The sequence below is a fragment of the Saprospira grandis str. Lewin genome, from assembly GCF_000250635.1.
Classification (GTDB): Bacteria; Bacteroidota; Bacteroidia; order Chitinophagales; family Saprospiraceae; genus Saprospira; species Saprospira grandis.
On record NC_016940.1, the window covers coordinates 2,085,192 to 2,101,770 of the forward strand.

The 16,579-nt window shown below is 48.7% G+C and carries 14 protein-coding genes; 6 read left to right on the plus strand and 8 right to left on the minus strand.

The features are described 5' to 3' along the window. Nucleotides 1-65 precede the first annotated feature (65 nt). The 4 genes from SGRA_RS09360 to SGRA_RS09375 all read left to right on the plus strand — a co-directional run bounded on the left by SGRA_RS09360 (nucleotide 66) and on the right by SGRA_RS09375 (nucleotide 3,690). Nucleotides 66-1,145: a peptidoglycan-binding domain-containing protein gene (locus SGRA_RS09360; RefSeq protein WP_015692420.1), complete on the plus strand. Its 1,080-nt coding sequence runs from the start codon at nucleotides 66-68 to the stop codon at nucleotides 1,143-1,145. 139 nt (nucleotides 1,146-1,284) lie between these two features. Beyond that, complete coding sequence (locus SGRA_RS09365) at nucleotides 1,285-1,875, plus strand: nitroreductase family protein (protein ID WP_015692421.1); 591 nt, start codon at nucleotides 1,285-1,287, stop codon at nucleotides 1,873-1,875. Nucleotides 1,876-2,024: 149 nt separating this feature from the next. Then, nucleotides 2,025-2,873: a toxin-antitoxin system YwqK family antitoxin gene (locus SGRA_RS09370; protein ID WP_015692423.1), complete on the plus strand. Its 849-nt coding sequence runs from the start codon at nucleotides 2,025-2,027 to the stop codon at nucleotides 2,871-2,873. Next, nucleotides 2,863-3,690, plus strand: coding sequence for a Rossmann-fold NAD(P)-binding domain-containing protein (locus SGRA_RS09375; RefSeq protein ID WP_015692424.1), 828 nt, complete (start codon nucleotides 2,863-2,865; stop codon nucleotides 3,688-3,690). The genes SGRA_RS09370 and SGRA_RS09375 overlap by 11 nt, the downstream gene beginning before the upstream one ends. Nucleotides 3,691-4,033: 343 nt before the next feature. Here the strand turns inward: SGRA_RS09375 and SGRA_RS09385 are convergent, their stop codons facing one another. Next, complete coding sequence (locus SGRA_RS09385; RefSeq protein WP_015692426.1) at nucleotides 4,034-6,103, minus strand: tetratricopeptide repeat protein; 2,070 nt, start codon at nucleotides 6,101-6,103, stop codon at nucleotides 4,034-4,036. A gap of 261 nt (nucleotides 6,104-6,364) precedes the next feature. Beyond that, nucleotides 6,365-7,837, minus strand: coding sequence for an alpha/beta hydrolase family protein (locus SGRA_RS09390; RefSeq protein ID WP_041329891.1), 1,473 nt, complete (start codon nucleotides 7,835-7,837; stop codon nucleotides 6,365-6,367). Nucleotides 7,838-8,068: 231 nt separating this feature from the next. Here SGRA_RS09390 and SGRA_RS09395 point away from each other — a divergent pair, with 231 nt between their 5' ends. Together SGRA_RS09395 and SGRA_RS09405 are read left to right on the plus strand one after the other, a co-directional pair. Next, nucleotides 8,069-10,159 (plus strand): alanine/glycine:cation symporter family protein, encoded by a 2,091-nt coding sequence (locus SGRA_RS09395; RefSeq protein WP_015692428.1) that lies wholly within the window; start codon nucleotides 8,069-8,071, stop codon nucleotides 10,157-10,159. Between the two features lie 291 nt (nucleotides 10,160-10,450). Next, entirely contained in the window at nucleotides 10,451-11,152 is a 702-nt protein-coding gene (locus SGRA_RS09405; protein ID WP_015692430.1) for an SDR family NAD(P)-dependent oxidoreductase, read from the plus strand. On the opposite strand, the gene SGRA_RS09410 is transcribed toward SGRA_RS09405, so the two are convergent. From SGRA_RS09410 to SGRA_RS23815, 6 genes are all read right to left on the minus strand, one after another. Then, on the minus strand, nucleotides 11,149-12,306 hold the full coding sequence (locus SGRA_RS09410; RefSeq protein WP_015692431.1) for a DNA polymerase III subunit: 1,158 nt from the start codon (nucleotides 12,304-12,306) through the stop codon (nucleotides 11,149-11,151). The genes SGRA_RS09405 and SGRA_RS09410 overlap by 4 nt on opposite strands. A 280-nt stretch (nucleotides 12,307-12,586) precedes the next feature. Then, entirely contained in the window at nucleotides 12,587-13,627 is a 1,041-nt protein-coding gene (locus SGRA_RS09415; protein ID WP_015692432.1) for a glycoside hydrolase family 73 protein, read from the minus strand. 6 nt (nucleotides 13,628-13,633) lie between these two features. Then, nucleotides 13,634-14,620 carry a polyprenyl synthetase family protein gene (locus SGRA_RS09420; RefSeq protein ID WP_015692433.1) on the minus strand — a complete coding sequence of 329 codons (987 nt, stop codon included), beginning with the start codon at nucleotides 14,618-14,620 and terminating at the stop codon, nucleotides 13,634-13,636. 25 nt (nucleotides 14,621-14,645) lie between these two features. Then, nucleotides 14,646-15,062: a hypothetical protein gene (locus SGRA_RS09425; RefSeq protein ID WP_015692434.1), complete on the minus strand. Its 417-nt coding sequence runs from the start codon at nucleotides 15,060-15,062 to the stop codon at nucleotides 14,646-14,648. Next, nucleotides 15,055-16,092, minus strand: a complete 1,038-nt coding sequence (gene pheS / locus SGRA_RS09430) for a phenylalanine--tRNA ligase subunit alpha (protein ID WP_015692435.1) — start codon at nucleotides 16,090-16,092, stop codon at nucleotides 15,055-15,057. Before pheS ends, SGRA_RS09425 begins: the two co-directional genes overlap by 8 nt. Before the next feature lie 224 nt (nucleotides 16,093-16,316). Continuing rightward, complete coding sequence (locus tag SGRA_RS23815) at nucleotides 16,317-16,526, minus strand: hypothetical protein (protein ID WP_015692437.1); 210 nt, start codon at nucleotides 16,524-16,526, stop codon at nucleotides 16,317-16,319. Nucleotides 16,527-16,579: the final 53 nt, after the last annotated feature.

Sequence of the window (16,579 nt, forward strand, 5' to 3'; positions counted from 1 at the left end):
GCCTTAACAGTTTTTTTATTTTTGTAGACTGTAAACTCATTTAAAATCTAAGCGAGCGCTACTATATGAAATCTTTATACCTCAACTTTTTGTGGGCTGCCCTGCTAGCCTTTCCGCAATTTTTATTGGCCCAAGACTATCCGCCCGATGCCGAACCGGGGAAATGCTACGCCAAATGTTTGATCCCGGATGAGTATGAAAATATTACGGAGGAAATTTTGGTCAAGCAAGCCACCCAAAGAATAGAAATTGTGCCCGCCACTTTTGAAGAAATAGAGGAGCGGGTTGAGGTTAAAGCTGCCTCTACTCGAATTGAGGTGATTCCGGCCGTATTTGAAAGCCAAGAGGAAAAGGTCGAAGTGAAGGCCGCTAGCATTCGCCTAGAGCCTGTTCCCGCTCGTTATGAACAGATTGAAGAAGAGGTGGAAATTCGCCCTTCTGAGGTGAAACTGGAAGAAGTGCCTGCGGAGTACGAAACCGTAACCGAGCAAATTCAAGTAGCCCCTGCCACTACCAAATGGGTGCGCAGAAAAGGAGATAAAAACTGTTTGTCGGCCAATCCTGAAGATTGTATGGTTTGGTGTTTGGTCGAGGTGCCCGCAGAGTACGAAACCCTGACCAAAACGGTGCTCAAAACACCCCCTACCACCAAAGAAACGGTGATTCCCGCCGAGTATAAAACCGTGAAAAAAACAGTGATGGTAGAAGGCCCTACCACCAAAGAAATTGAGGTGCCTGCCGAGTATGTGACCATCAAGAAAACGATTATGGTCAAACCACCAGAAACTCGAGTGATTGAGTTGCCCGCAGAGTACAAAACGATTAAGCGCCGACTCATGACCGCTCCCGCTCAGACCAAAGTAGTGGAAGTGCCCAGCGAGTTTAAGACGGTGACCAACCGCCGCCTAGTTACTCCCGGCGGTTACTCTGATTGGAGAGAGGTGCTTTGCCAAAATAAAATTGATGAGGTGAAAATTCAGGAAATCCAAACCGCTCTTCGTAGAAAGGGCTATGATCCTGGTCCCTCAGACAATATTTTTGGAATCAAAACCAAAACGGCCCTGATCCAATTCCAAAAAGATAATGGCTTGCCTGTAGGACAACTAGACTTTGAAACCCTCAAGGCCCTAGGCGTTTCTTATTAGGCCTTGGCGCTAGAGAAACAAAAAAAGCTCCCTCAGGGAGCTTTTTTTGGGCCATTAAGAAGAGTTTGCGATAAAATCCTTTTTAAGGACCAAGATAATCTCTTATATTTGTTTAGAATAGATCTAAATAAAATACAATATGAGCACTATAAAAGTAGAGCAAACGGTTTTAGAGAGTATTAAAAACCGTCGTTCCGTTTATCCCGAAGTATTTACAGATGAGTTAGTGACAAAAGAAGAGCTAGAGCAGCTGTTGGAGATGGCCAATTATGCGCCCAATCATAAATTGACGCAACCCTGGCGCTTTAAGGTAGCTGCGGGCGATCGAAAAACAGATTTTGCCGAGGCCATGGTGGCAGCCTATGAGGCTGCTGTTCCTGCAGAAAAGCAATTGCCCAAAAAACCAAGGACGATTCGTAAGCGGGCCCAAAAAAGTAGCTTTATGCTGGCTATTTGTATGCAGCGAGACCCCAAAGCCAGCTTGCCCGAATGGGAGGAGTTAGCGGCGATGTCTATGGCGGTTCAAAACATTTGGTTGGCTGGAGAAGCTATGGGGATCGGCATGTATTGGGGCAGCCCAGGCTTTATGGTTCGTCCCGAAATCCGAGAGTTTTTACAGTTGGCAGAAGGAGAAACTTGCTATGGTTTGCTTTTTATTGGCCGTAAGCCCGAGGGACTTGAGTTGGTCTCTAGCCGAACGCCAATTAGCGAAAAAGTTAGCTGGCTATAATCTGGTCCAGCTAAAACGGCCCAAAAGCACGCTTTTGGGCCGTTTTACTTTTCTCTTGGACTCGACAGAAAAAAATTGGCAGTTAAAAAGCAAAAACTTACCTTTATAAGGCACTACCACAGCTGATTTTTTCCTTCAGAATATCCACTATGAGAGCCTTTTATATCTTACTGCCCATTTTAGCTATTAGCCTAGCTAGTAGTTCTTGTATTTTTAGTGACCTTTTTGGAGCAGGCAAACAGGAGTTTGTTGCCGATACCGTGGTTGCTGTTCCTTCTATCAAAGACATTCGCGTTCAATTCTTATTGACCGATACGACCAATGATGTGGTTCGCTATTGGAGCGACCGCTCTGGCCGCCCAATCTATCAGCGATCAGAAGAAAGCTTTATTGGCCAAAAAAGAGATGGCTTTCAGCGAGAATGGAATGAAGACGGTATCCTTATTCTAGAGGCCCAATGGAATAAAGGCCTGCCCATTGAGTATCGTATCGAACGCTATGACGATGGCTCGCTCAAACGAAAGGTGCTCTACAATAGCCAAAAAGGTTATGCCCGCTATGAGGTGAATTTCCACCCCAATGGCCGCCTAAAAACAGATACGATCCTCTATAATGAGGGCGTAAAAGAAGGTAAAATCAATTATTATGATACGGCCGGCGTTTTGGTCGAACAACATATTTTTGCCGATAATGAATTGGTCGGTATCGAGATCTTTAGAGCAGAGTTCGAAAATGTCTTTAATAAGGTGGCTTATCTAGAACGCTCTTTGGTCCAAGATTCTATTGATGCCATTCGCCAAGATTCTGTCTTTAGAGCCGTTTTAGGCGATGTGGACCCCGCCGCCGCTAAGGCTGGTGCCGGAATCGCCTGGAAGAATGATTATAATGAACTGGAAAATCTCCGCTATCTAGAAGGCCTGATGAATCCCGAAAAACGCCTAGCCGATAGCGCTCGGGCAGATAGCCTAAGAAATATAAATTCAAAAGATGAAAAATAAACAAATTGCCATTATGGGCTGCGGCTGGCTGGGGGCTCCCTTGGCCGAAAAACTTTTGGCCGAAGGCTGGGAGGTTTATGGCAGCAGCCGCTCTTTGGCCAATTTAGAAGGGCTTCAGGCTTTGGGCCTGAAGCCCTTTCGTATGGAGCTACCCAAAACGCTTCCCGCTGCAGAGGATCCCATCTGGCAGCTGCCTTATTATATGGTCAATATGCCGCCTACACCTTTTATGGCGCTGGGTCCGCTGGCTTATGCCCAAAGTATGGCCCTTTTGGCCGAGCGAATACCGGTCGGCGCAACGCTATTTTTTGTCTCTAGCACTGGGGTCTATGGTCCTCAAAAAGGAGCTGTTTTGGAGACGAATGATTGCCAGCCAGCTCATGCTCGTTCTCAGGCTGTTTTGGCCGCAGAAAAGGCCCTGGCCCCTTATCGCGCTAAGCTCAATTTGAGTATTTTGCGCTTTGCTGGACTCATCGGCGGGCAACGGAAGGCCGGCCGCTTTTTGGCGGGAAAAAAGGAGGTTCCTCAGCCTTTTCGCCGCCTCAATTTGATTCACCGCAGCGATTGCCTGGGTATTTTATCGGCTCTTTTGGCCAAAGAAAATTGCCCTGCTTTGCTAAATGTTGCTGCGCCTAAACACCCTTTTGCCCAAGATTTTTATCCCAAACGGGCCAAAATGTTGGGTCTAGAGCCGCCTAGCTTTTTGCCGCCCGCTTCCCAAGAAAAAGAGCAGGCTAGTTATATTTCTACGGCTGCACTACAAGCTTTTTTGCCCGATTATATCTGGCAATATCCCGATCCCAACGATTTTCCTTAAGGTTTTTATTTGGGGCTGCCCCGTCCGCCGGGTTGAAACCCAGCGCAAAGCGGTATCGCTTTGCGAACTTATATAAAATGAGGGTTAAAACCCTCATGAGTTCTTGGGCGGGTCGCTCCCTCCGCAGCTCGCAGGTCTGCTCGGCCCTGCACGGGCTTCGCCCGCTAGGTCTGCCGCCTTTGGCGGCCCTGCTCTGGCAGCTCAGCCTGCGGCGGCTTCGCCGCCTGCAAAACCGCAAAAATGGTATTCGTCGCTGCGCTCCTCATGCCTACTGATTAACCCGCCCACCCTCCCCTCTGCGGGATTCCCTAAGGAATCCCTCGGGGGAGCTTGGGCCATTTTTTTACTGCCCCAAAGCCTGATAACAAGCATTCAACCGGCCCCTAATAGCGGGATTTTCTGGGGCCAGCTTTTTGGCTGCCTGAAAATACTGAATGGCCGCAGCATACTGCTTCTCTTCGGCCAAAAGTACTCCCAAACCAAAGAGCGACTCCAAGTTTTCGGGCGCTAGGGCTAGCGCTTGCTCAAAGGCTACTTTTCCTGTTTTAAAGGCCTGGGCCTTTTGCTCCGCTGTACTTTTGGGGTCCAAATATTGGCGGGCGGCCAAACGGCCCTGCACGCTATAAGCCATAGCCTTATCTGGATGTTGCAAGGCTTTTTCTAGGGCCTTTTGGGCCAATTCCTGCTCATTCAAAGCATAATAGAGATGAGCGCCAATGGCCCATTGATTGACTTCGGGATTCTCCTCATTTTTAAAAAATGGGTAAAGCATTTTGCTCAGGACCAAAGGAACCGCTGAAGAACTAGAACTCCCCCAAGCTTCAAAAACAGCCTTTTTAGCGGTCTTTGTCAAGCCCTTTTCGGCAATGAGCTGCTCATATTTGGGCAGGCGCTTTACATATACCATGGCCACGGGGTCGGCATAGACCAAAACGTAATTAGGACTATCATGCAAATGCACATAAAGAGTGGGAATCTGCTCAATTGGGCGGCGGAGCAAGACCACATACTCAAAATTGTATTTTTGGTCCTCGGCATCAAAGAGAGCGGGATTTTGCAGCAGCTTTTCGTATTGGGCAAAAAAATCGGCCGGAAAAATATCGAGGTCTCTAAGGTCAATATAAGTCTTGAAGTCGGGCTGTAGCCGCCAAAGCAAATAAGCAGAGCTCAGATAATCGGCAAAGCCGCGGCCATTGATGTTTTCTTGGACCATAAATTCGGCCGCTTTGATGGGGTTATGGCTATTAAGGACCTGCAAGCCAAATTGGTCGCGGCTCTCTATCCATTTATGATAGTTTCCAGAAACGATTAGGCCATAACAACTAGCCAAACTTAGAGCGAGCCCAAGACTGAGGGCCATTTTCCAGCTTTTTTGGACCAAAGGACGGAGCAGGCGCTCCAAGAGGGCCAAAAGAAAAGGAGCAGAGGCCAAAAGGAAGAAAGGAATATTTCTGTAGGCCGTCAAGCTAAGGTAAAAGAGTAGGGCGGGCAAGACCAAATTTGGCCAGCCGAGCAACTGCCCAAGTTTGGGCCGGCCCTCTTTGGAGCCAAAGAGCAAAAGGCCCAAAAACAGCAGGGCAGCGCCCAGAAAAAACAAATTGATATAGGCCTCTTTCATCCAGTAGCTGGCCTCTAAATAAGAATTGAGCTCACTGGTATATTTGTTATTCTGAAGTTGCCCAAAAATATTGAAGGGGTGGGCCCACATACTGATGCCTCTGGGGTTGATTGGAATCACTAGTAGGGCGCCTAAGATGGCCAGGGTTTGTTTTTTGGGCAGGGCTGTTTTTTTGCCCATTAAAAAGTATTGGGCCCAACTACTGCCCAAAACGGCAAACATCAGGACCATCCCGATACCAAAGGCTTCATGCAAATTGGTCCAAAGCAGTTGTAAAGGGATCAGCCAAAAGATGCCATTATGAGCTGTTTTTTGGCTTTGGCGCAAAAAGAGGAAAAGATAAACGGCCACCAAAAGGTGCGAGCTCATTTCGGGCCGACCAATAAGGCGAAAATCCAGCCCAAAAAGCAAGATCGGCAAGCCGATAGCAAAGGCCCAAGCCATACTTAATCCATTGCGCTTAGGCGCAAGTAGGCGAGCCGAAGCGGCAGAAAAATACATCAGGCCCAAACTTACTAGAGCTTGGAGTACAAAGACCATTTCTGGCCCTCCCATCTTTTTGAAGGCGACAATAATGACCTCAAACAGCCATTTGACGTTAATCCAGTCTCGGCCCTCTTGGGTATAGGAAAAAGGGTCGGAATAAGTCACGGCTCCATTTTCCCAGATCCATTCTCCGGTGCGGTACATCCACCACAAATCGGGTTCGCGGATAGATTTAAAAGAAAGGGCCATGCCCAATAAAAACAGAAGGAAAAAGAGTAGCCATTTGGGCCCATGCTGTTTCCAGTTCATTGTTCCATTAAGTTTAAGGTCTCAAAATAGTGGTAGAGGGGGGGACTTAGAGCAGAGAGGGACCCCAAGGCCCAGCGCTGCGGAGCGGGTGGCCGAAGGCCAGACCGAGTTTTTTTGAGCAAAGCGAAAAAAAACGAAGGGCCGAGCAGACTTGCGAGCCCCGCAGCATAGCGGCGGCCGAGCTAGGCGAAGCCTAGCCGGCCGCGGGCCCCCAAAATACAAGTTCGTGACAAAAACAAAGGAGATAAAAGGGCCAAATCTTTAATGTTTGTGTTCATCTTCTGGGGCAAAACGCTCTTCTAGCCATTCTTGCATGGCTTTTAGGACCTCGGGGGCAAAGGTTTCCTCCAGCAGTTGGTACTCGGCAATTGTGCAGCTCTCGCAATGCTGAAAAAGGTGGTTGAGGCGGGGTAGTAAAACCACCGCAGTGGGGTATTTTTCCTTTTGTAAAAGCAATTGAGAGATGCGCTCGAGGTTTTCGGGGCCTGCTACCTGAATATCTTCGCCGCCATTGAGGGCCAGCAAAGGGCAGCGCAGGCGCTTGAGGTACTTTTTGGGGTCTATGCGTAGAAAACTGCGAAACCAAGGGGCATAGAGGGCCTTTCCCAGTTGTTTTACGCCCGTTTCTACTAGGCCAATTTCGGCCAATTGCAGGCGTTCTTTTTTGGGGAGACCGCGCCAAATATCGAGAATATCAGCCACAAACTTATCCTCACTTTTGCGGTCTTTTTTGACCGCCCTAGCATAGCAACTGATCAAGAAATTGCGCTGCGTTTCTAGGGTTTTTTCGGCAATACCGGCCTGTTTGCCCAAATCGTAATTTTGCTGCAACATCAGCTCCTTGATAGGCAGGGCGGGCCCTGCTAGCGAGACCAGCGCGCCTAGTTTTTTGCCCCATTTGGCGCCAAGCATAAAGCCAATCAGGCCGCCTTCGCTATGGCCCATAACGACCAACTGCTCCTTATTGATTCTGGGGTCTTGGCTGAGGTATTTCAGGCAAGCATCGGCATCTTGGGCCAAATCATGGGTCGTACTGCCTGCAAATTGGCCTTCGGATTTTCCTGTGCCTCGCTCATCGTAGCGAAAAACGGCAAAGCCACGGCGGCTAAAATGGTCAGCAATCACGGCAAAAGGCTGATGGCCAAAAATCTCGGAATTTCGATCTTGTGGTCCACTGCCCGAAATGAGCAAAATGGCCGGGACCTGGCTGCTATCGGTGGCATTGGGCGGAAGCGTCAGCGTCCCTTCCAAGCGGATATTCGTTTTGGGCGTAATGACATAATGTTGCTCCTCGATATAGGGAAAAGGCGGTTGAGGCGTTTGGGGGCGCTTGGGTGCCTGCGGCAGCTCATCGGCCCCTACCTTTTTAAACTGCAGCGGAAGGCTAAGGCCGTTTTGCTTCCATTGGCCTTTGATGCCTTCAGCTGACCATTGACCCTCATAAACAATATTGGCCAAGGCCCAGCTCGCTTTGAGCTTAGGCCCATCAATCTCTATTTTATCAAATTTGAGATCAAACTGCCCCTGCTTGGGGCTATCCATCAAGAGCGCTAACTCCCCCGCTTCTAGGCGAATATGAAAAACAACCGGAATTTCCATGCCTTGCACCTCTAGCGTTCCGCTCCAATCCCCCAGCCAATCGGTTTGAGTTTGAGCAGTGAGCAAAAAAGGAAGAGACAGGCATAGAAGAAATAAGCCGATCTGTCTGAAAAAACTAAAAATATATGCGTGCATTTTTGTCAATTTTAAACAAAATAGTACTTTTTGAGCCCCTCGAGAAATAAAAAAAGGCAATCGCCTAGCAGCTCCAAACATAGAATGCAGTATCTTAAGCAGAGAAAGCAAAATTTAGGGAAAGGATCCCCAACAGTTCAGGATGGCCAAAGGCTATCCTTTCAATTTTATATAAACAACGGCTGGCATCCTCTTTTGGCCGCCCGTTAAAAAACGAAATTCTTAAAGAGTATGAGAAAATACGCCTTACTATTCCTCTTTGCCTTTTTGGCCCAGATGAGTATTGCGCAGCCTATGCAAAAAACGCTGGTAGATGAAGATACCGACATCTCCTTCTACCCCGTAGATAAGCAAATTGACCTGCGCTTTACGCCTACCTCCAACTTTATTCAGAGCATCGTTTTTGCCTCTTTTAAAGTGAAAAACCGCTACGATTATTACTCGCAAAAGGAGCGAGAGGATGGCAATAAGTACAAGTACTTTGTCAAAGTAGAAGATTCTACCAGCTACCACAGCCAAAAGGCAGAAGGGGGCGGAGGCTTCATCGAGATGTCGCCCGAAGGTAAGCAGTATTTTGTGGCCCTAGGCGGAAAAAAAGCCGCAGAGAAGTTTGCCGCCGCCAAAAAGGAAGGCAAAGAGGGCGTTCAGCAAATTAAGCGCAAACGCAGCTATATGGATCAGTCGCCTTATGAGGTGACCACCGAGCTAGCCGATGGTACCGAGTTTAGCATCAAGTACCTCAATGAAAATAGCTTTAATCTGAGCTATCAGCTAACGGAAAATGGCAAAACCTATAGCATTAGCCAGAATATGAATTTTGGCGAAACCTATAAGGTCAAAGTTATGGAAGATGATCCTGGTGCTGATTTTAGCCTAAAATTGACCAATAAAGAATTAGCCGCCCAACAAACAGAACCTATCGTTTTGGTCGCTAGTAGTATCAATATGCCTTTTGTGCTTTTGATTTTGCTCTTGGGGGCCCTCTTCTTTACGGTCTATTTTAAGTTTCCCAATATTACCCGCATTGGCTTGGCCATTAACACGGTAAGAGGAAAGTATTATAGCCCAGAAAATCATATGGATGAGGATAACCCCGATACCATCAAAGATGAGTCTGTAGATGGAGAGGTAACTCCTTTTCAAGCTCTTTCTGCCGCTCTTTCGGCTACGGTGGGGCTCGGAAATATCGCCGGGGTGGCTATTGCCATTTCTTTGGGTGGACCAGGCGCTACGCTCTGGATGATCGTCGCGGGCTTGCTCGGTATGGCTTCTAAGTTTACCGAATGTACGCTTGGTGTAAAATATAGAGAAATTGATGCCGAAGGGACCATCCATGGCGGACCTATGTATTATCTCTCTAAAGGACTAGCCGATAAGGGCCTTGCTGGCCTCGGAAAGGTATTCGCCGTTTTCTTCGCTATTATGTGCGTAGGCGGCTCTTTTGGTGGCGGAAATATGTTCCAGGCTAACCAAGCGGCTTCTCAGGTCTTGGGCACTTTTGGCATTGAAGGCGGTGCCGGTGGCTTTATCTTTGGCCTGATTACCGCCGTTTTGGTGGCAATCGTGATCATTGGTGGGATTAAGCGAATTGGTAAAGTGGCCGAAACAATCGTTCCTTTTATGGCGGTCCTTTATGTCGGTAGCGCTATTATCGTAATTGCAATGAATGCTGGCCAGATTCCTACCGCTTTCGGCCTTATTTTCGACGAGGCGCTCAATCCCCCCGCTATGTTTGGTGGTTTTGTTGGCGTTCTCATTACGGGTTTCCAACGAGCGGCTTTCTCTAATGAAGCTGGCGTAGGTTCTGCCGCAATTGCTCACTCTGCCGTAAAAACAGCTTATCCCGCTAGTGAAGGGGTGGTGGCTCTCCTCGAGCCTTTTATCGATACTGTGATTATTTGTACTATCACCGCTTTGGTCATTATCATTACAGGCCAATACGAAAACCTAGATGGCATAGATGGGGTGAGTATGACTTCTAACGCCTTTGCTACGGCCTTGCCTTGGTTCCCCTATGTACTTACTTTGGCGGTGGCTCTTTTTGCCTTTTCTACCATGCTCTCTTGGTCTTATTATGGCCTGCAAGCCTGGAAGTTCCTCTTTGGTAAGTCTAAGGCGATGGACCTTACCTATAAGGTGCTATTTTGCATTTTTGTTGTCATTGGCGCTTCTGCCAGCCTTGGCTCGGTGATCGGTTTTTCCGATGCCATGATTTTTGCCATGGTGTTCCCCAATATGATCGGCCTGATCATTTTGGCGCCCACGGTTCGCAAGGAGGTAAAACGCTATGTGGCCGATATTAAAGCTGGTAAATTGGGCTAAATCATTAGCTTGATGTTTACGGTAAACGTCTCTTTCCAATTTCGGGAAGAGACGTTTTTTTTGGGGCCTCCGCTGCGGCTTCGCCTTGCGGCGCTACGCTTTGGGGCTCGCAGGTCTGCTCGGCCCTTCGCAGGCTTCGCCTGCTCGGTCTGGCCTTCGGCCACCCCGCCGCATCGCTAGGCCAGTTTGGCCTGCGGCCAAAGGCGGCCAAGCCGCCTAGCGCTGCCCCAAATACAACCATTTGATTTAGCTGTTGTTTCTAAAGCATCAATAAGCTTAAAACAATCTATTATGCAAGGAAAATCAATACTCATTATTGGCGCTAGTCGTGGCATTGGCGCGGCCTTGGCCCAAAAACTCCAAGCCGCAGGGGCCCAAGTGTATAATGCCAGCCGCTCGGCAGAAGGCCTGGGCAAAAATATTAGCTACGATGCCCTACAGGATGATCCCAAGGCGCTTTTGGCCCAATTGCCCAGCCAACTAGATGGCCTGGTCTATTGCCCCGGAAGCATCAATTTACGGCCCTTCCACCGCATCAAAGAAGAACAGTTTAATCAAGAGTTTGAGCTGAATGTCATGGGGGCGGTTCGTCTGCTACAAGCGGCTTTGCCCCAACTCAAAAAGGCCGAAGCAGGCGCTTCTGTGGTCCTTTTTAGTACGGTGGCGGTAAAGCTGGGCATGCCCTTTCATAGCGCTATTGCTATGGCCAAAGGCGCCCTAGAGGGCCTCACCAAATCTTTGGCAGCAGAATGGGCCAGCCATAATATTCGCCTCAATGCAATTGCTCCTTCTCTAACTCATACCGATTTGGCCGAGCGCTTACTCAATACGGAGGCCAAGCAGGAGTCCGCCGCCAAACGCCACCCTTTGGGCCGCATCGGCCAGCCCCAAGATATTGCTAGCTTGGCCTATTATCTTCTGGACCAAAATAGCCAATGGATGACGGGCCAAATTTTAGGCTTAGATGGCGGCATGGGTAACCTAAAGGTCTAAAGTGGCTTAAAAATGCGATGAATTTTAATGGAGAGATCCAAAAAAAGAACCTTGGGATGAGCGTTCCGCTCAATAAAATACAGATGATCGTTAAAGAGCTGTTGCAGCTTATCAATAGCAGGTAAGGGAAGCAATTTTGCTAGGCCCTGGGCCGCCTTTTGGTCCTGCGCCGATAGGCGCAAACCACTAGGGGGGAAACCCGCCTGCAATAGGCTGAGCTCTCTAAGGAAAAATAGGCCGTATTCCAAAAAGAGCAGCTGCTCTTTACGGCCTGTTTTACTGCCCTTTTTGCCCTCTTTGGGGTGCTTGCCCGTTACAAATTGCTCTACCCAATAGACCATAGGGCCGCGGCCCTGATAACAGGCGCGGAGCCAGCCCGCAAAGGCTTGCCCCAGTTGCTGTTCTTCTTGGTTTTGGCCACTGGCCAGCTGTTTGGCTTTTCGGTAGTTGCCCTCCGAAAGATAGGCTACCTCTTTGGCCGTTTGTGTAGGAACGCCCTCTTGGACCAAGGCCTCGGCAATTAGCTCATCGTCTAAGGCGGGTAGTTTGAGCAACTGGCAGCGAGAGAGGATGGTGTTGAGAATAAGCTCGGCTCGTTCGGCCACTAAGAGAAAGACGGTATTGGGCTCGGGCTCTTCAATGAGTTTGAGCAGGCGGTTGCCCTCCTTGTCCAAATATTCGGGCATCCAGAGCAAAAGGATTTTAAAGCGGCCTTCTACCCGGGTAAAGCTAAATTTGCGCACAATATCTACACACTCCCGCTTATTGATATTGCCCCTTTGGTTATTGGCCCCCAAATAAAAAAGCCAATCGTTCATATTGACATAAGGGCCTTTTTCTTCTAGCATTTTGCGCCATTCCTTAATATGGTCGCTGCTGACGGCTTTACTATCAATATTGGGATAAGAAAAGTGGAGATCTGGATGAATATTTCTCTGCACCTTTTTGCAGGCATTACATTGCCCACAGGCATCGGCAATGCCAGACTCATTTTTCTCGCAAAGGAGGTATTGGCTATAGGCGAGGGCGAGGGCCAGGCCACCCGCCCCTTCTGGTCCCACAAAAATTTGGGCATGAGCGGTGCGCTCATGTTCATAAGAAACTTTGAGTTGCTCTATAGCGGCCTTCTGGCCCAATACATCCTTAAATTGCATAGTACAAATTTCTTTTTGGGCAATCGGCCCGCTTTATACGGCCGAAGGCCGTAAATGGCCTAGCGATGTGCAGCAGTGGCCGTTAGGCCAGACCGAGCCGCTGAAAGCGGCGAAGGGCCGAGCGAATAGCGAGCTGCGGAACGTAGCGCCTGCCGCAGGCAGGAGGCCCCAAAGCAGCAGCGAGCTGCGACAACAAGGACTTTAGTCCGCAGTTCGACGACCAAAGGGAGTAAACGTAGCGCCGAGGCGCGAAGCGAGGCGGAGGCCCAAAAACCATCTACTACTCCTTCTTCAATCGGATTTTATTGCCTGTTTGGGGAAGCGTTTTTCGGTAGATTTTATTCAGCTTTTCGAGTGATTTTAGGCGGATGCCATAATACTGAGAAACGGCCCGCAAATCTTGTCCTTTTCGGAGGATATGAAAATGCTGCTCGCCCTTATAGCGTTTCTTTTTGCGTTGGAGAAAGACATATTGTCCCGCCCTAGGGCGGCCCTGCTCGGCAAAATCGTTATAGCGCTCTAGCTTTTTGAGCTTAATATCGGCTCTTTGGGCCAGCTCGTGGAGGCTTTCGCCAACTTGTAGAACCATCGCTTTGCGGCCATTGACCTCAATAATGCCCTTGGGCAATTCGAGCTCTACGGTATCCTTAATTTCACCGAAGGGGTCGGGAATGCGAATCGCCAGCCGTTCTTCTGGTCCCTTGACGCTATCTTTGGGTGGTGGTTGCAGATTGAAAATACTGTCTAATTCGCCTGGGGCCAGTTGTAAATCCTGAAAAGAGAGGTGGTCCAAACGATAAAGCTCATAGCGCTCAATGATGCTAATGAGATTTTTGCTATAGGTTTTTGCTGTGGCATAACCCGCCTTTTGCAGCCCTTTGGCCCAGGCTTTATAATCCGTTTTATCGAGATCGAAGAGAAAGCCGTAGCGCCAAGCTTTTTTAGGGTTGCGCAAAAACTCGCTATGAGCGATATAAGATTTTTCGGCTTGGTCATAAACTCGAAAGCAAGACTTGACCGTCTCATCATCCCAGAGATAAAAACTGGGGCCATCCCAATGCTTTTTTCCGCCGCATTTGATTCCAAAATGGTTATTGGCCTGAATGGCCAGTTGGCTAGCGCCAGAGCCTGATTCTAGAATACCTTGGGCCATTTTGATACTGGCAGGAATACCCGCTCGGTCCATTTCTGCAATAGCGATATGCTGAAACTGCAAGATATAAGCCTGCGTTTTGGCGGGGTCCAAATCCTCTATAGAAAAAGGTTTGGCCCAACTACTGGCTAAGGAAAAAAGGCAGAGAAAAAAAGCAAGGGATTTCATGGCGCATTAGTGTTGGCGTTGCATGATGAAATTGAGAAACTGATAAAGAGGAGCTTTATCCGTTTGGTCTTTGGGGAGTTGGTCCAAGAAAGCAACCGCCTTGAGTCGGTAAGCCTCTACGGCTTGGCCAAGGGCGGCTTTGGCGCCAGAGCGCTCAAAAATAGCCTTAACGGTTTCGATTTTCTCCTCTTCTTTATCGGCTGGACAAGCTTGCTGATAAAGGGCCAATAACTGTTCTTTATCGGCGGCTGTACCTAGCTCTAGGGCCTTAATATAAAGGACCGTCTTTTTATTTTGCAGAATATCTCCGCCGATGCGTTTGCCAAAGGTGGCGGCATCGCCAAAGCTATCGAGATAATCGTCTTGGAGTTGGAAGGCGATGCCCATATTTCGGCCAAATTCGCCTAGTAGTTCGGCCTCTTCGGCTGGGGCTTGGCCAATGAGGGCGCCCATTTTCATGGCGCCATAGAGCAGCACTGAGGTTTTGAGCTCAATCATTTTGAGGTAGCTTTCTAGGGCTACGCTCTGCATTTGCTCAAAGTTCATATCCATTTGTTGGCCTTCACAAACGCCAATGGCCGTTTCATTGTAGCAATCGAGCAAGGCGGCTAAATTTCCGCTGGCCGATTGGGCCAGGTACTTATAGCTATAGACCAGCATCACATCTCCAGAGAGGATAGCGGTATTGGTATCAAACTTTTTGTGCACCGTGGCCTTTCCCCTGCGCAAATCGGCCTGGTCCATAATATCGTCATGCATAAGCGAGAAATTATGGAAAAGCTCTATGGCATAGGCGGCGGGCAGGGCCGTTTCAATATTTTGGCCCAGATAGAGTTCTGCGGCCATTAATAGCAAAATGGGCCGCATTTGCTTGCCGCCCAAAGAAAGAATATAATCTAGGGGCTGATAAAGCTCCTGAGGTTGACCTTGGCCAAATTGTTCTTGGGCTGCATAGGCCCGATAAGCATTTTGGAGGCGTTGAAAAGCCTGCATAAGCGATTGGATTGAGGAAAGCTGTTTAGTAATTGTCTAAGTTGGCGACCACTAGCCATTTGCCTTCTCTTTGGACCATTTCAATATCTACGGCCTCCTGATTGGCATTACAGCAGAGTTGGCAGCTGGTGCTGCCGTCTTTTTCTTGGCAGTCCAGTTGGCTAAAATCAAAACGGACCTTATCGAGCAGGGCCTCTTTTTGTGTGGGCTTAGCCGACTTAAACTGTAGCTCGGTGGCAAAGTAGCGCAATTGTTCTTGGCTAGAGGGCTCGCAGAAGGCCTCGGCTTTGGCAAAGTCTTCTGCGGCTACAGCCGTATAAAAGGCTTTGATTGCCGCTTGAGGAGTTTGTTGTTCTTGGCTATAATCTGGGCCTTCCCCCTGACAAGCGGTCAAGAGAGAAAGGCCCAAAATAAATAGCAACATAGGCGTCCAATTAGGCATTGAGCACAGGATTAAATTGCTTGAGAAAACGCTGATCGTTTTCAAAAAATAGGCGGATATCATCTACCTCATATTTGAAAAGGGCAATGCGCTCAATTCCAATACCAAAGGCAAAACCAGTATATTCTTCGGGATCAATGCCACAGTTTTCCAACACTTTGGGGTCTACCATACCACAACCCAACACTTCTAGCCAACCTGTGCCCTTAGTTAGGCGGCGGTCCCGCTCAGTCTCTAGGCCCAAATAAACGTCCATTTCGGCGCTAGGCTCTGTAAATGGAAAATAAGAGGGACGCAGGCGGATATTGGTGGCGCCAAACATTTCTTTGGCAAAATAGTAAAGCGTTTGGCGAAGGTCGGCAAAGCTGACATCCTTGGCCACATAAAGGCCCTCAATTTGGTGGAATTGGCAGTGTGAGCGAGCCGAAACAGTTTCGTTGCGGTACACTCGGCCGGGGGCCACAATGCGCAAAGGGGGCTTTTGCTTGAGCATGCTTCGGATCTGTACGGGCGAAGTATGCGTGCGCAAAACCATTTTTTCAGGATCTTTGACATAAAAAGTATCCTGCATATCGCGGGCGGGATGGTCCTCGGGGGTGCCCAAAGCCGTAAAGTTGGTCCAATCGTCCTCAATTTCACGTTCTTCGGCTACCGAAAAGCCAATGCGCTCAAAAATTTGCAACATTTCCTCCATGACCAAGGCCACAGGATGGCGGCTACCCCAGTTTTCTGGCTGGGCAGGAGCGGTCAGGTCAATGCGCTCATAGTTTTTCAATTCGGCTCGTTCTAGCGCTTCTTTTTTAGCATAAAACTTAGCTTCTGCGGCCTGCTTGATTTCATTGAGCAGTTGGCCATATTCTTTTTTGCGTTCGTTGGGGACATTTCGCATCTCGCCAAAAAGGGGCTTGAGTTGGTTTTTGGTCCCTAAAAATTTTAAACGAAACTGCTCTAGTTCTTCTTTATTTTGAGGCGCTGCTGCGGCCACTTCTTGGGCCAGCAGATTGGCCTTCTCAAAAGCCTCGATTTGCATTTTTTCTGGTATTTGGTTACTTCTTGCGAAGATAATGAACTTGTGTTAAAACTTGAGGGCCTTGGGGCTAAATCTAGTTTTTGCCTGTTTTTCTGGGCTGAAAACCAGGGAGCTTTTCTTTTTTATTAGGATTTGGGGCCCGCGGCCGGCTAGGCCTTTGGCCTAGGTCGGCCGCCGCTATGCTGCGCCGCTCGCAGCTCTGCTCGGCCCTTCACAAAACTTCGCTAACGCTCGTTTTGTTTGGTCTGGCCTGCGGCCACGGCTGCGCAGCGCTGGGCCAAGAAGCGGCTAGGGCCTGGGGGCATTTTGGGCGCTTCAGAAAAGTGCGGTTGTTGTTTAATCGGGCGGTTTGGGGGATTGGAGAGGGCCAAAACAACAACAACCGCCCTAGGGCGGTTGCTGTCCATAACAAACATCAAATAAACATTAAACAAAGCTAGCCTTGCTTAATTTTTTTAGAAATGATTTTTTTATCACCACAATTAAA